The sequence below is a fragment of the Kribbella sp. NPDC051586 genome, from assembly GCF_044453965.1.
In the GTDB taxonomy this organism is placed as follows: Bacteria; Actinomycetota; Actinomycetes; order Propionibacteriales; family Kribbellaceae; genus Kribbella.
On record NZ_JBITDF010000001.1, the window covers coordinates 41,062 to 55,750 of the forward strand.

Consider the following 14,689-nt stretch of genomic DNA (forward strand, 5'->3'; position numbering starts at 1 on the left):
TTCTCCTGAGCGGGGATGTGTGAGGGGTGGATCAGGCCGCTTCGCCGGCGGTCCTGGCCGCCGGTACGGCGGGTGGCGTCGAGCTCTTCACCGGACGGAAGTAGAGCACCATCACCGGGACCAGATAGACGACCCACGCGCTTGCCTCGAGCACGGTCGGGGTCGGGTTGAAGTTGAAGATGCCCTTGAGCAGTACGCCGTACCAGCTGTCCGGCGGGACCACGTGCGAGATGTCGAAGGCGACATGCTGCAGCCCGGGCAGGATGCCCGCCTCCTGCAGGTCGTGGAACCCGTACGCGAAGATGCCGGCCGCGACCAGGATCAGCACCGCGCCGGTCCACTTGAAGAACACGGCGAGGTTGATCTTCACCGCGCCCTTGTAGATCGCGATCCCCAGCAGCACCGACGTACCGAGACCGAGCAGGACGCCGATCAGCGGTACGGCGGTGGTCGCGGTGGCGGCCGACGCGTACACGATGAAGGCGGTCTCGATGCTCTCCCGGAACACCGCCAGGAACGCGAGGATCACCACGGCGCGGGACCCGACCTCGAGGGCCTGCCCCATCCGCTCGCGCAGTTCCCTGGCGATGCTGCGGGACGCCTTGCGCATCCAGAAGATCATCCAGGTGACGAAGCCGACCGCGAGGATCGACATCACCCCGCCGACGGTCTCCTGGGTGGTGAACGACTTCGCGGTCAGCGCGGTGACGAACTGGAGCAGGCCCCAGGCCACGGCGGCCACGGCGAGCGCCGAGGCGACACCGATCCAGACCAGTTTCAGCCGATCGCGATGCCCCGACTTGACCAGGAACGTGGCGAGGATGCTGACAACCAGCGAGGCCTCGAGTCCTTCACGGAGTCCGATCAGATAGTTCGCGAGCATGGCGGCGACACTTCCATAGCATTAGGTACGGCTAACCTTGCTGAGGTTAACCTAAGAAGTCCCATTCGCCTACTGTGTCGTACGCCGCACTCTGCCCCGGCCCCTCACCGAGCCGGGATTCGATCAGCTGCAGGCTGCCTGCGGTCCAGACCGGACCGTCGTACGTATCGAAAACCCTGACCCACCTGGTCACGTCGACCGGTCGGCGCAAGCGGGCCAGCGTGACATGCGGCGTGAACTTGCGGCCCTCGACGGTGACGCCGGCCCGGTTCGCCGCCGCTCGCGTGGTCATCGACAAGTGCTTGAGCGCCTCGGAGTCGTCGCGAACTCCGGCGTACAGCACCCGGGCCTCCGGCACGCCGGGGAACGCGCCCGCTCCGGTCAGTTGCAGCTCGAACGGCTTCTGCCGCTGCGCGGCCGCCTCCAGCCGCTCCTCGAGCTCCTCGGTCTTCCAGTCCGGTACGTCGCCGAGGAATGCCAGCGTGATGTGCCAATGCTGCTCCGCCGCCCACCGGAGGTCGTCATCCGGATGCTCCCGCCGCGGCTCGACGAACTCGCTCAGATCCTCCACAACTTCAGGGGGTGGCACCACGGCCACGAACAATCGCATCCCCTGAGATTAGGCGGTCCGAGGTGCCGGCCGCGTGCTAATTTGAGGGTCGATCGACAGGACGTGGCTAGGGTTCCGCCGCCCCCGGGCGGGCTGGTCCGAGCGCCACGACCCACCACGACGGTGGGCATCTGAAGGGGCAAAAGCCTGGTAGGGCGACGTCGGCGCACTTGACCGTGCCGTCGAACGCCCGAGGTGATGCTCCGTGTTCCGTCCCTTTACCGCTTTTCGTTCCGTCCTCACGCTGCCCCGGATCAGGCCCCTGGCCGTGAGCTCGCTGCTCGCCAGGATGCCGAAGGGCATGCTGCCGCTGACCCTGGTGCTGCTGGTGACCCGGCAGACCGGGTCCTACGCGCTCGCCGGCGCGGTGACTGCGCTCTTCGCGGTGGGTGACGCGGCGACCGCTCCCTGGCAGGGTCGCCTGGTCGACCGGCACGGGTACTCCCGCGTGCTGATCCCGCTCGCGGTGGTCCACGTGGCGGCCACGATCGGTCTGGTCAGCACCAGGTCGCCCGTCGTCCTCGGCGCGCTGGCGGTCCTGGCCGGTCTCGGCGTGCCGCCGATCTCGGGATCCGTGAAGGCCTTGTGGGCGGAGCTGGTCGCCGAGGACCAGCTCCCGGCCGCGTACGCGATGGAATCCCTGCTGCAGCAGAGCTTCTTCCTCGTCGGTCCGCTGGCCGCGACGGGACTGATCGCGCTCGCAGGCCCCGCCGTCACGGCGCTGACAGCCGCCACATTGGTTGCCAGCGGCACCTTTGGCTTCGTCCTCGCGGCCGGCCCGCGCCGCCCCCGCCCGCACGACCGGCTCCGCCACGGGGCGTTGCGGATACCCGCTGTCCGGGTCCTGAGCACCAGCACTCTGCTGCAGAGTTTGACGTACGGCGTGCTTCCGATCGCGCTCGTGGCCGCGGCGACACGGTCCGGCGCGCCGACCGCTGCTGGAATCGTCCAGTCGACGCTGACCCTCGGTGGAGTGATCGGCGGTGTGCTCGACGTGTCGAGAGACTATGTCCGGCTGATGGTGTGGTTCGGCTGCGGTCTGGTGCCGCTGTCGGTGTTCGCCGCGCTCGGGTCTCCCGCCGGCCTGATCGGACTGGCAGCCACGCTGACGGCGACCGGCCTGCTGGCCACGCCGCTGGCAACGTCCGGGTACCTCTTGATCCGCCGCGCGACGCCGGCCGAATGCCGCACGGAGGCGTTCGCCTGGCAGTCGACCGGTCTGGCTGTCGGTACGGCGCTCGGATCCGCGATCGGCGGGACGCTGGTCGACTGCGGTGGACCCGCGCTGGCATTCGCCGTACCGCCGGTCGCAGTCGGGCTCGCGGCGAGCCTGGCCGCGGCGCTCCGGCGCCGGATGCCTTCCGTCTTCGGCTGATGTCGCGTCAGACTGCGGCAATGGACGAGTTGAAGCTGCCGTCGCCGTGTGTGGTGATCCTGGTCGGGCCTGGTGCCTCGGGGAAGTCGACGTGGGCGGCGGAGCGGTTCGCGGCCGAGTTGATCGTGTCGAGCGATCGGCTGCGGGCGTTGGTGGGGTCGGGCGAGGACGATATTGCGGCCAGTGCGGATGCGTTCGCGTTGCTGGATGTGGTGGTGCGGCAACGAATCGGACGGCAACTGACGACTGTTGTCGACACCCTGGGGCTGGACCAGGAACGGCGGCTGGGGTGGCTTCGGCTCGCGCGTGAGGCCGGGATGCCTTGTGTGGCAGTGGGTTTCGATACGCCGGCTGAGGAGTGCCGGCGGCGGAACCGGGAGCGGTCGTCGAAGCGGATCCCGGCTGATGTGCTGACCTCGCAGCTGAGGTCATGGTCGGCGGTGAAGAAGGACTTGCCGGGCGAGGGGTACGACGACGTGCTGCGGCCGACCGCGGTGCGGGTGGTGCCGAATGCCTTCGTGGAGTCGACTGCGGCGCACGCCCGGCAAGCGGAGACGCCGGTGGGGTTGCGGTTCGGATTGCAGTTGAGCAGCTACACGCACAAGGGTCCGAAGGCCGAGTGGATCCGGGAGGTGGCGTCGCGGGCCGAGGCTGCTGGGTTCGACGCGATCTATGTGATGGATCACTTCCGGCAGATCCCGCAGGTCGGGCGCGCGTGGGAGGACTTCCTGGAGAGCTGGACGACGCTCGGGTACCTCGCCGCCTGTACGACCCGCGTACGCCTCGGCACGTTGGTCTCGGGCATCACGTACCGGAACGTCGCGCATCTCGGCAAGATCGCGGCGACCCTCGACGTACTGAGTGGTGGGCGGGCGGTGTGTGGCGTCGGGCTCGCGTGGTTCGAGGCGGAGCACAAGGCTTACGGATGGTCGTTCCCGCCGGTGAGTGAGCGGTACGCCGTGCTCGAGGACGCGTTGCAGTTGCTGCCGGTTTTATGGGGACCAGGCAACAAACCGTTCCACGGCAAGGTCCTCGACGTACCGGACACCATGTGTTACCCGCGGCCGCTGCAGAAACATCTGCCGGTGCTCGTCGGTGGAAGTGGGCCGCGGACCCTGAGGCTGGCCGCGCGGTACGCCGACGCCGTGAACGTGTTCGGGGACGTCGCCGCGGTGCGGAAGGCCGCGACCCACCTCGGAGACAGACCCGTCGAGCTGACGCATCTGTCGACAACCCTTGTCGGCAAGGACTCTCACGAGGTCGACCAGCTCGTGCAGAAGTTGCGGCCACGCAACGTCAACCCGGCGCGGTACGCCGCGTTGGTGAACGCGGGCACCGTGGACGATCAGATCGGGCGATTCCGCGAGCTGTCCGAGGCGGGCGTGGCCGAGGTAATGATCAGCCTCCCCGACCTCGAGACCCTCGACACCGTCACCGACGTAATCTCAGCCTTCCGAGTGTAGGTCGTGGACGGTGATCCAGCGCCGTCGCGAGCAGGTGCTCGGTGCGGTGCCTCGGCGTGCTGGAGGGGAGGCCTCGATGTGGTTTCATCGTGGCCTTTCCTCCAGTGCGGCGAGGTGCCGTGCCGAGTGCCGCGCAGTAGGCGCTGGATCACCGTCCACGACCTATATCAAGCTTCAGGAGGGCGTTTTCGATCACTTCGGGCATTGCGGGGTGGATCCAGTACTGCCCGCGGGCCATCGAGTATGCGTCCAGCTCGAAGCTCATCGCCTGGATGATCGGCTGGATCACGGTCGGCGCCTGCGGGCCCATGATGTGGGCGCCGATGATCTGCCCGGTCTTCGGGTCGGCGAGGATCTTCGCGAAGCCGGTGGTGTCCTCCATCGCCCAGCCGTACGCGATGTCGGAGTACCGATGAACCGCCGCCACATAGGTGATCCCGCGCTCCTTCGCCTCCTCCTCGGTCAAGCCGACGGATGCGAGCTGCGGCGAGCTGAAGACCGCGTGCGGGACGAAGCGGTGGTCGGACTCGATCCGGTTCTCCGGGTTGAGCAGGTTGTGCTTCACCACCCGGGCCTCGTGGTTCGCGACGTGCTTCAGCTGGTGCGGGGTCGTCACGTCGCCGAGCGCGTAGATGCCGTCGACACTGGTCTGCTGGTACTTGTCCACAACCACCCGCGCCTCGCTGTCGACCTCGACACCGGTGGCGGCCAGGTTCAGCTGGTCCGAGTTCGGCTCCCGGCCGACCGCGACCAGGAGCTCGTCGACGATCAGCTCGTCGGCGCCGTCCGGGTTCAGCATCCCGATCAGAATCGAGCCGTCGTTGCGCCGCTCCACCCGGATCGTCTCGTGGTTCAGGCGTACGTCGTACTTGTCCTGGGCGATCCTCGTGTACGCCGTGGCGACCTCGGCGTCCTCGTGCCGCAGCAGCACGCTCGAGCGGGCGACGATCGTCACCTCGACGCCGAACGACGCGAAAACGTGCGCGAACTCGGCCGCGACGAACCCGCTGCCGATGATCGCCAGCCGGCGCGGCAGCTCCTCCAGCCGCATGACCGTGTTCGACGTGTGGAACCCGGTCTCCTCGAGCCCCGGGATCGCCGGCACGATCGGCCGGCTGCCGGTCGCGAGCACGAACTGGTCGGCGCTGAACACGCTCGTCGACCCGTCCTTGTTGTCGACGGTCAGCTCCTTGAACCCGGTGAACCGCCCCGTCCCGTCGTACACGGTGACGTTGGCGTTGTCCGCGTTGTGGTGCCGGTACTCCGAGCCGCTCGCCGCGATCGGATCGATCCGGCCGAAGATGCGGTCCCGGACGTCGGTCCAGCGGACGCCGAGCAGCTGCTCGTCGACGCCGTACCGTGAGCTCCCCGACGGGGTCGCGGCCACGTCGGCGGCGTGCACGAACATCTTGGTCGGGATGCAGCCGACGTTCAGGCAGGTGCCGCCGAACGTGCCACGCTCGACGATCGCCACCTTCCGGTCGGCGAACCGCTTGTTCACGATCGTGTTGCCGGATCCGGTCCCGATGACCACCAAGTCGTAATGAGTCACACCTCATTGTGGCGCTGACATGCAAGTCACCTCTGGTCAGGGTCCTGCGGTGGACCCGGTCAGCGGGGAAGATGGGCAGGGTGGCAAGTGGTGAGCTGACGAGCACGAACGGCACGGTCGTCTGGGACGGCATCGGGATCCTCCGGCTCCGGTACGACGGGACGCAGGCCGGGCTGGACACGCTGACCAGCTCGTTGTGGACCCGGCTGGGCGAGCGGATCCTGCCGGTCGAGGCTCTGCAGGCGGTCGAGGTCAGTGCCGCGGGGCTCAAGCTCATCCTTCGCGACGGCGCCGACCCGCTGCAGTCGGTGACCGGCGGTCAGGTGGTGATGGACCCGTACGACTTCCCCGAGGTCGACCACGCGCTCGCGGAGGAGATCGCCGGCGACATCCGCCGTACCCTCGTGCGCCGCGACGTACCGTCGACCGCCGCCGCGCGTTGGTTGCTCGCCCCGCCGGCCGCGCCGGACCGGCTCGAGGGCCGGGACGCGAGCCTGTCGGTGGCGAACGGGCAGCTCACATTCGCCTACAAGCGGTCCGCGGGCCGGAAGAAGAAGGCCCTCGGCGACCCGTGGTCGGTGCCGCTGGGCGACATCGTCGACGTCGAGTGGACGCCGAACCAGGGCCGGCTCGGCGCCCGCGGCTTCCTCCGGATCACCACCGCCGGTACGCCGGTCGAGCGCCGCAGGCCGAAGCACGACCCGGCGGCCATGCTCACGGACACCGGCGCCGACGTCGACGCTCTACTCTTCGCGGCCCGCCTGCTGACCCGGATCCGGCCCTAAGCGACCCTCGGCCCGACGTCTTTCGCCGTGACAGGCTCCACTGTGATGGGCTCGGCGGCTGTGACGGGCCCCGGCGGGACGGTCTCGAGCACCGCCTTGTCGCCGAGCAGGTCGGTCTGCGGCAGCACCTCGAGGTGCGGGCGCGGCAGGAACCGCGGCCGGATCGCGAGACCGCGACGGCGGGAGAAGTAGAGCACCGAGGCGACCGTCCCGAGCACGGTCAGTCCACCGCCGACGATCAGCGAGTAGCGCGCGCCGAGCACCTGACCGATCCAGCCGATGAACGGCGAGCCGATCGGCGTACCGCCCATCAGGACCGTCATGTACAGCGCCATCACGCGGCCGCGCATGGTCGGCTCGATGCTCAGCTGCATGGTCGCGTTCGCCGAGGTCAGCATGGTCAGCGAGGCCAGTCCGACGATCGGCAGCACCAACGCGAAGGTCAGGTACGTCGGCATCAAGGCGCTGACGATCTCGGCGATGCCGAAGGCGAGCGCCGCGCCGATCACCAGGCGGGCCCGGATCCGGACCCGGCGGGCGGCCAGCAGCGCACCGGACAGCGAGCCGATCGCGAGCACCGAGCCGAGGATGCCGTACTCCCCCGCGCCCTTGTGGAACACGCTCGTCGCCATCAGCGCCGAGGTGAGCTGGAAGTTCAGCCCGAAGGTGCCGGCGAAGAACACCGCGACCAGGACCATCATCAGGTCCGGCCGGCGCCACAGGTAGCGCATGCCGTCGCGGATCATGCCCTTCTCACGGCCGGCGGGCTTCGGGGTGTGCAGCTCGGAGACCCGCATCATCCGCAGCGACACGATGACCGCGGCGTAGGTGAAGCCGTTGACCAGGATCACCGGACCGGTGCCGATCCAGTTGATCAGCAGACCGGCCAGCGCCGGGCCGAGCAGCCGGGCGGCGTTGAAGGACGCCGAGTTCAGCCCGACGGCGTTGGACAGCTCGTCGCGGCCGACCATCTCGACCACGAAGGACTGCCGGGTCGGGGCGTCGAAGGCGGTGCCGACGCCGAACAGCAGAGCCAGCAGGTACACGTGCCAGGTCTGCACGACACCGCTGATCGTCAGACCGCCGAGCGTCAGCGCGACGGTGGCCATGAAGATCTGGGTCATCGTCAGCACCTGCCGCTTCGGGAAGCGGTCGGCGACGAGTCCGGCATACGGGCCGAGCAGGAGGGCGGGCAGGAACTGGAGCCCGGTGACGATACCGAGTGCCGTCCCGGAGTGGGTCAGCTCCAGGACCAGCCAGTCCTGGGCGACACGCTGCATCCAGGTGCCGACGTTCGAGACGATCGCGCCGGAGGCGTAGAGCCGGAAGTTACGGACTTTGAACGCGCGGAAGGTCGGGCTCACTGGGCCGCCAGGCGTTCGAGAACAGGTGCTGCCTTGCGCAGGATGTCGCGCTCCTCGGGGGTCAATTGCTTCAGCTTGGTCTGCAGCCACTCGTCGCGGCGGCGCCGGTTCGCCAGGATCAGCTCGTCGGCGCGGTCAGTCAGCTCGACGACGATCTGGCGCCTGTCGGTCGGGTGCGGGCGGCGGGCCACCAGACCCGCCTCCTCCAGGTTGGTCACGATCCGCGTCATCGACGGCGGCTTCACCTGTTCGTGGGAGGCCAGCTCGCCGATCGTCATCGACTCGTGCTTGGACAGCGCGCCGAGCACGCTGAGCTGGTTGGCGGTGAGATCGTGACCGGGCTCACGCTGGCGCCGGATCTGCCGGGACAGCCTGAGCGTCGACGATCGCAGGGCACTCGCCAGCCCGACGTCACTCTTCACCTGCTGGGCTACGACTTCGGGCATGTCTTTACCTTAACTCATTACCTTTGCTAACTAAAACCGGTGACCGCCGGCTGGTATTCCCGGGCCGCTCGTGTCCCGGCCCAGGACGCTAGAGTGCCGGATCATGAGCGCCGAGCTGGAGCGGTACGAGCAGCGGTTCCGGCGGGCCGGGTTGCCGCTGTTCATCGAGGACTTCTCCCCGACCCACGACATCTTCACGCGGGCGGCGCCGCTGCTGGTGCTGGTGTTCCTGGCCGAGATGTTCGGGGCCACCTCGCTGGACTGGCACTGGTGGCAGAACCTGCTGGCCGCGCTCGGCGGCCTGGTCGCCCTCGTTGCCGGGTTCGGCCTGCTGAACAGGTTCCGCGGACGGCCGTTCTGGTCGTTGCCGACCCGCTTCGGGATCCCGGAGCTGGCCGTGTTCGTGCTGCTCCCGGCATTGCTGCCCGTAGTCACGCAGGAACAGGTCCGCCAGTTCTTCGGCGTTGCGCTCGGCAACCTGCTGCTGGTCGGGGTCGTGTACGTCGTCGTCGGCTACGGCCTGATCGCGACCATCGTGTGGGGACTGCGCCAGCTGGCCCGGGAGCTGGCGAACTCGGTCGCCAGCTTCATCCGGGCGTTGCCGTTGCTGCTGGTCTTCTCGCTGGTGCTGTTCATGACCGCGGACATGTGGCAGGTGTTCACCGGAATGCCGGCGTCCTTCATCGTCTTCTCCGTCGTCGCCTTCACGGCGCTGAGCACACTGTTCTTGCTGATCCGGCTGCCGCGGGAGGTGGACGCGATCGAGCGCGACGCCGGCGCCGGCCCGCGGCTGCGCCCGATCCAGCGCTTCAACGTCAGCATCAGCCTGGTGATCCGGCAATGGATGCAGGTCCTGGTGGTGAGCGCCGGCGTCGGCGTCTTCTTCGTTGCCTTCGGCATGCTCGCGATCAGCGCCCACGTGTACGGCCAGTGGGGCGTCACGCCCGGCGCCTGGTCGTACCACCTCACGCTGCTGAACCACCCCATCGTCCTCAGCGCGTCCTTGATCAAGGTCGCCGTCGGCATCGCCAACTTCACCGGCTTGTACTACTCGATCGCGCTGTTGACGGATTCGACGTACCGCGTGGAGTTCCTGGACAACATCAGCACCGAACTCCGCGACATCTTCACCGCCCGCGCGGAGTACCTGGAGCTTCGCTCCGGCGGGGTTTCGGATCAGAGCACGTGAGTCGAGAGGAATGTGAGTTCGTAGCGCAGCAGGGCCGCGGCTGTGGTCTGGTCGGTCGGCATGTGCGTGGCCGCAGGCAACGGTAGGACCTGATGTGGGCGTCCGGCCGCGAGGAGCGCGGCCGAGAGGCGCAGGGTGTGCGCGACGAGCACGTTGTCGTCGGCCAGGCCGTGGACCAGGAGCAGCGGACGTCGCAGGTCGGCGGCGTACGTCGTCAGAGACAGGCGGTCGTAGACATCCGGATGCTCGTCCGGGTGGCCGAGGAACCGCTCCCGCCAGTGCGTGTCGTACAGCCGCTGATCAGCGGGCGCGGCACCGGCGACCGCAGCGTGGAACACGTCCGGACGCAGCAGTACCGCAGCCGCGGCCAGCAGACCGCCGTAGCTCCACCCCCTCATCGCCACGCGGCTCAGGTCGAGCGCACCGGACTGCTCGGCCGCCGCATGCAGGGCCGTCACCTGGTCCTCGAGCGGGGCGGTCAGCGAGTCGAGATGGACGGTCTTCTCCCAGGCCGGTCCGCGACCAGGCGTGCCACGACCGTCCGCGATCACGACGGCGAAGCCGGACTCGGCGAACCACTGGGCGGTCGCGAACGCACCGCTGCTCGTTCGCCTCGCGAGTTGCATCGCGGGACCGCCGTACGGCGACATCAGAACCGGTAGCGGATCGTCGCCCGGGCGGTGCCACGACGGGAGCAGGAGCGCGGTCCGCAGTTCCAGCTCACCGGCGCGCAGCCACGTGATCCGTGGTGTGACCACCGGTACGGCGTTGAGCGCCTCGATGACTCGCTCCGGTTGACCGTCCCGGCGTACGACGAACTGCTGCCCGGACTCGGTGTTGGAGGTGAGCAGCAGCGCATTCGCAGCGACGCTCCCGCTGTGCGAGCCGGCTCCGCTGCTCAGTTGCCGGAGGCCCCTCTCGTCGTACAGCCAGAGATGGCACTCGGTCGGCTCGTCGTTCGCTTCGAACAGCACGGCCTCGCCGGAGACGTCCAGGATGGAGCGGACCTGGAGACCATCCGGCGTCACCGGCACGCCGTCGAGCGCGAGGTGCCGGGTCTCGGCGTCGTCCTCGGTGTGGACGAGCCGACCGGACTCCGTGCGCGCCGGGCTGCCGTGGACGAGCTCGACCCAGGCCGGATCATGCTGCTCGTGCAGGACGCGCGTCTCGCCGGTCTCGGGATCGGCCGCGAGCATGAGCACGGTCTGCTGATCGCGGGACTGTACGGCGAGCAACGGTCCGTGCGCATCCCAGCGGACCGCGGCCAGGTACTCGTACGTCGTCCTGTCCCAACGCACCTCGACCGACCGGCCGGCCAGGTCGAAGGCGTGCAGAGTGACGTCGGCGTTCGGCGTACCGGCCGCCGGGTAGGCGATCTCACGTGGTGGCCGGTCAGGGTTCGCCGGGTCGGCGATCCACCAGCGCTGCACGGGGTTCAGGTCGACGCGGGCCGCGAGCAGCCGGGTGCCGTCCGGCGGCCACCAGTGCCCACGGGTCCGGCCCATCGACTCCGCTGCGACATGCTCGGGCAGGCCCCAGCCGACCTCCGGATCCTTGTCCTCGGCAACGAGCAGGTCGTTGCCGTCGGCAAGGTCGACTACGCGCAGCTCGCGGCCGGTCACGTACGCGACCCGGCGGCCGGTCGGATCGATGCGCGGATCGACGACCGGTCCGGCCGTCGGCACCTGCCTCGGCTCGGCGCCGAGCTCCAGGTGGTACAGCGCGCCCTGGGCCGCGAACACGATCTGCCGGGCGGCTCGATCGGTCGAGTAGGCAACGACCCCCGACGTGCGCTCGCGGCTGCGCTCCCGCCGTACCCGCTCCGCCTCCGGAAGCTGCTCGTCGTCGCCGAGGCGCTCGGGCGCGACGAGCAGCTGCTCCCGGCCGTCGCTCAGGTCGAGGGACCACAGGCAACTGGCCCGATCCTCCGGGCCGCGGGTCCGGAGGAACAGGACGTGCGTATCGGTCAGCGTGAACGCCCGGGGCAGCCCGAACGTGAAGCGGCCGGTCCGTGCTGACTGCTCGGGGAACGCCTCGATCGGATCCACGGGGTCAGGTGAGCCAGTCGGTGAGCGGACCGATGGCGAAGTAGACGACGAAGAGGGCCGCTACCACCCACATCAGCGGGTGGACCTGGCGGGCCTTGCCACGGACGGACTTGAGGATCACGTAGGCGATGAAGCCGGCGCCGATACCGGCCGAGATCGAGTACGTGAACGGCATCAGGACGATCGTCAGGAACGCCGGGAACGCGACCTCGATGTCGTCGAAGTCGATGCCCTTCACCTGCGTCATCATCAGGAACCCGACCAGGATCAGCGCCGGCGTCGCCGCTTCGTACGGGACGAGGGTGACCAGCGGCGCGACGACCATCGAGATCAGGAAGCAGATCCCGGTCACCACGCTCGCCAGGCCGGTCCGCGCGCCCTCGCCGACACCCGACGCCGATTCGATGTACGACGTGTTGCTGGACACGGATGCGGCGCCACCGGCGGCGGCCGCGACGCTGTCCACGATCAGGATGCGCTGCGAGTTCGGCGGGATGCCGTCCTTGTCGAGCAGACCGGCCTCGGCGCCGATCGCGGTCATCGTGCCCATCGTGTCGAAGAAGTCGGCCAGCATCAGCGTGAAGATCAGCAGGATCGCCGACACCACGCCGATCTTCTCGAACGAGCCGAACAGGCTGAACTCGCCGATCGTGTCCAGGTTGGGTTTCGTGAACCACTGGTCCGGCAGCTTCGGCACGCTCAGGCCCCAGCCGCCGGGGTTGTCCGCGGTCCGGGCGCCGATGTTCGCGATCGCCTCGATGACGATCGACAGCACGGTCGCGGCCAGGATGCCGATCAGGATCGCGCCCTTCACCTTCCGCGCGTACAGCGTGACGATCAGGATCAGGCCGACCACGAACACCAGCACCGGCCAGCCGCGGAGCGTGCCGCCGACGCCCAGCTCCACCGGAGGACCGGTCGGCGCGGCGGGACGGCGTACGAACCCGGCGTCGATCACGCCGATAAACGCGATGAACAGGCCGATGCCGACGCTGATCGCGATCTTCAGCTGCAGCGGCACCGCCTCGAAGACCGCCTTGCGGAACCCGGTCAGCACCAGCAGCAGGATGATCAGGCCCTCGAGCACGACCAGTCCCATCGCGTCCGCCCAGGTCATCTTGGTCGCGACCGAGAACGCGATGAACGCGTTCAGGCCGAGGCCGGTGGCGAGCGCGAGCGGGAAGTTCGCGACCACGCCCATCAGGATCGTGACGATGCCGGCGACCAGCGCGGTCGCGACCGCGATCTTCGCGATCGCCGCGGCCGGGTCGGTGCCGCCGCCGACGAACTGGCCGGCGCCGTCCTTGACGGTGCCGATGATCAGCGGGTTCAGCACGACGATGTAGGCCATCGTGAAGAACGTGACCAGCCCGCCACGGAGCTCCCGTCCGAGCGTGGAACCGCGTTCGCTGATCTTGAAGAAGGAATCGAGAGGACCGGTGCCGGAGCGGGCCGTCGAGGCCTGGGGCGAGCTCATGACCGCATCGTGCCAGTTCCTACCGGGCAGTTGCGAGCACTTAGATCAAACCGTTGCGGGTGGCCCTGCCGTCCGCCCCCACGCCGCACCGATCAGGCGCTCGGTGCGGCGCACCGGCGTACGGGGGCGAAGGTCCCGACGCGGAGCACCGTGGCCTTCGGTCCCGCGCTGGCGAGGTACCCGTGCCGAGTGCCGCGCAGTAGGCCTGGGGTCGGACGGCATGGCCTAAGGTTGGGGGCGTGACGGAGGAGCAGGGCGGACCGAAGAAGCGCACCGATCCCACCAGCCAGCTGGCGCGTGGGGAGCTGGTGCACGCCGAGGTCAAGCCGCTGGACCTGTCCGGCATCCCCAGCGTCATCACCGGGATCGCCCTGTGGGTCGTCGCCTTCGTCGTCCTGCTGATCTTCCACGACCGCCTCGAGGCCAACGGCCTCGACTGGTGGCTCTGGGTCCCCGTAGCCGGCTTCGGCCTCGGCCTCATCGGCCTCTGGTACTGCAAACGCCGCTGGACCGCCATCCAGGCAGGCCACCGCCCCGCCACCGAAGACTGACCCCACGCGCAAGCGGCGCAGACATCGCCACGGTGCTCACCGTTGGGCGACGGACCAGCTACCGAGGACTATGAACCTGCCATCGGGACCACGGACAGGCCATGCGATGTCCGCAGTCCCGGTCAGGTGTCCAAGGTCCGCGCTGGTCAGGGTGCGACGTCGGTTTCGGCTAGTTCGAGGGTGTCGTAGCCGGTGGTGTCGAAGGCGTGTTCGGGGGTGGGGGGTTCGGTGATGTCGATGGTGGCGTCGGAGTGGGCGCCGCAGCCGTAGTCGTAGGCGACTACGCGGGCTTCGCCGGGGGCCATCTCGTTGGCGCAGACGCCGAAGGCCTGGCCGAGGCTGTCAGCCAGGCGGATCCAGTAGCCGCAGGAGTGGCACTTGTACGGGACGGCCTGGGCGATGGGCGACGTCGGACCGAAGTCTCCGGCGTACCAGCGCTCGGCCGCCTCCTCGCGGCCGAACGGCGACAACACCCGCTCGCGGCCGAGGCCGAGCTCCTCGACCACGGTCAGGACGTCCTCGGGAGCGTCCGCCGTGTCGGTGAAGCCGGGCTCGAGGCGCGGGTCGTCGGCGTGCGTCGGGAACAGGTCGCCGGGACGGAGGTCGCCCGGCTGGACGCGATCCGACCACGGCACCCACTCCGGCGCGACGATCGCGACGTCGCCGGGCAGCATGACGACCTCGTTGACCGTGACCGTCTTGGCCCGCGAGGCGCGCGTCACGGTGACCGCCCAGCGCCAGCCGCGGTACCCCGGGTGGCTCGACGCGAAGTAGTGCGTGACGAGGCGCTCACCCTCGACCAGATGACCGAGGTGCTCACCGACCTGCGCGGCGCCGGCCTCGGCGATCGCAGCCTCACGGGCCGGTTCGACCGCCGCGACGGCAATGGCGTCGGGTTTGGCGCGGACCGGTTCCGGAGCTCTGACGGGAGTCACAATCGCCCATT

General features: G+C 69.0%; 13 protein-coding genes. 5 read left to right on the forward strand and 8 right to left on the reverse strand.

The window, feature by feature from the left end; genetic code table 11:
* Positions 1 to 31: 31 nt before the first annotated feature.
* Together efeU and thpR are read right to left on the reverse strand one after the other, a co-directional pair.
* Complete coding sequence (gene efeU, locus ACIA58_RS00195; RefSeq protein ID WP_396401397.1) at positions 32 to 883, reverse strand: iron uptake transporter permease EfeU; 852 nt, start codon at positions 881 to 883, stop codon at positions 32 to 34.
* Between the two features lie 46 nt (positions 884 to 929).
* Positions 930 to 1,493: an RNA 2',3'-cyclic phosphodiesterase gene (gene thpR, locus ACIA58_RS00200; protein WP_396401398.1), complete on the reverse strand. Its 564-nt coding sequence runs from the start codon at positions 1,491 to 1,493 to the stop codon at positions 930 to 932.
* 268 nt (positions 1,494 to 1,761) lie between these two features.
* Between thpR and ACIA58_RS00205 the strand changes: the two genes are divergently transcribed.
* Together ACIA58_RS00205 and ACIA58_RS00210 are read left to right on the forward strand one after the other, a co-directional pair.
* Positions 1,762 to 2,868 carry an MFS transporter gene (locus ACIA58_RS00205; RefSeq protein ID WP_396401399.1) on the forward strand — a complete coding sequence of 369 codons (1,107 nt, stop codon included), beginning with the start codon at positions 1,762 to 1,764 and terminating at the stop codon, positions 2,866 to 2,868.
* Positions 2,869 to 2,888: 20 nt separating this feature from the next.
* Positions 2,889 to 4,331, forward strand: a complete 1,443-nt coding sequence (locus ACIA58_RS00210) for an LLM class flavin-dependent oxidoreductase (RefSeq protein WP_396401400.1) — start codon at positions 2,889 to 2,891, stop codon at positions 4,329 to 4,331.
* Between the two features lie 148 nt (positions 4,332 to 4,479).
* On the opposite strand, the gene ACIA58_RS00215 is transcribed toward ACIA58_RS00210, so the two are convergent.
* Positions 4,480 to 5,883 carry a mycothione reductase gene (locus ACIA58_RS00215; RefSeq protein WP_396401401.1) on the reverse strand — a complete coding sequence of 468 codons (1,404 nt, stop codon included), beginning with the start codon at positions 5,881 to 5,883 and terminating at the stop codon, positions 4,480 to 4,482.
* Positions 5,884 to 5,963: 80 nt separating this feature from the next.
* On the opposite strand from ACIA58_RS00215, the gene ACIA58_RS00220 reads away from it, so the two are divergent.
* On the forward strand, positions 5,964 to 6,668 hold the full coding sequence (locus tag ACIA58_RS00220) for a DUF4429 domain-containing protein (protein ID WP_396401402.1): 705 nt from the start codon (positions 5,964 to 5,966) through the stop codon (positions 6,666 to 6,668).
* On the opposite strand, the gene ACIA58_RS00225 is transcribed toward ACIA58_RS00220, so the two are convergent.
* Together ACIA58_RS00225 and ACIA58_RS00230 are read right to left on the reverse strand one after the other, a co-directional pair.
* Positions 6,665 to 8,032 carry an MFS transporter gene (locus tag ACIA58_RS00225; protein WP_396401403.1) on the reverse strand — a complete coding sequence of 456 codons (1,368 nt, stop codon included), beginning with the start codon at positions 8,030 to 8,032 and terminating at the stop codon, positions 6,665 to 6,667. The two genes, ACIA58_RS00220 and ACIA58_RS00225, sit on opposite strands and share 4 nt — an antisense overlap.
* Positions 8,029 to 8,478: a MarR family winged helix-turn-helix transcriptional regulator gene (locus ACIA58_RS00230; RefSeq protein WP_396401404.1), complete on the reverse strand. Its 450-nt coding sequence runs from the start codon at positions 8,476 to 8,478 to the stop codon at positions 8,029 to 8,031. The genes ACIA58_RS00225 and ACIA58_RS00230 overlap by 4 nt, the downstream gene beginning before the upstream one ends.
* Positions 8,479 to 8,581: 103 nt before the next feature.
* On the opposite strand from ACIA58_RS00230, the gene ACIA58_RS00235 reads away from it, so the two are divergent.
* A complete protein-coding gene (locus tag ACIA58_RS00235) occupies positions 8,582 to 9,667 on the forward strand; it encodes a hypothetical protein (protein WP_396401405.1) in 1,086 nt (361 codons plus the stop codon).
* On the opposite strand, the gene ACIA58_RS00240 is transcribed toward ACIA58_RS00235, so the two are convergent.
* Positions 9,655 to 11,715 (reverse strand): prolyl oligopeptidase family serine peptidase, encoded by a 2,061-nt coding sequence (locus tag ACIA58_RS00240; protein WP_396401406.1) that lies wholly within the window; start codon positions 11,713 to 11,715, stop codon positions 9,655 to 9,657. The genes ACIA58_RS00235 and ACIA58_RS00240 overlap by 13 nt on opposite strands.
* A 4-nt stretch (positions 11,716 to 11,719) precedes the next feature.
* A complete protein-coding gene (locus ACIA58_RS00245; protein ID WP_396401407.1) occupies positions 11,720 to 13,192 on the reverse strand; it encodes an NCS2 family permease in 1,473 nt (490 codons plus the stop codon).
* Between the two features lie 239 nt (positions 13,193 to 13,431).
* Between ACIA58_RS00245 and ACIA58_RS00250 the strand changes: the two genes are divergently transcribed.
* The gene (locus ACIA58_RS00250) at positions 13,432 to 13,743 is read left to right on the forward strand and encodes a DUF2530 domain-containing protein (protein ID WP_396401408.1); all 312 of its coding nucleotides are present in this window, start codon (positions 13,432 to 13,434) and stop codon (positions 13,741 to 13,743) included.
* Positions 13,744 to 13,889: 146 nt separating this feature from the next.
* On the opposite strand, the gene ACIA58_RS00255 is transcribed toward ACIA58_RS00250, so the two are convergent.
* Entirely contained in the window at positions 13,890 to 14,678 is a 789-nt protein-coding gene (locus tag ACIA58_RS00255) for a DUF3027 domain-containing protein (RefSeq protein ID WP_396401409.1), read from the reverse strand.
* Positions 14,679 to 14,689: the final 11 nt, after the last annotated feature.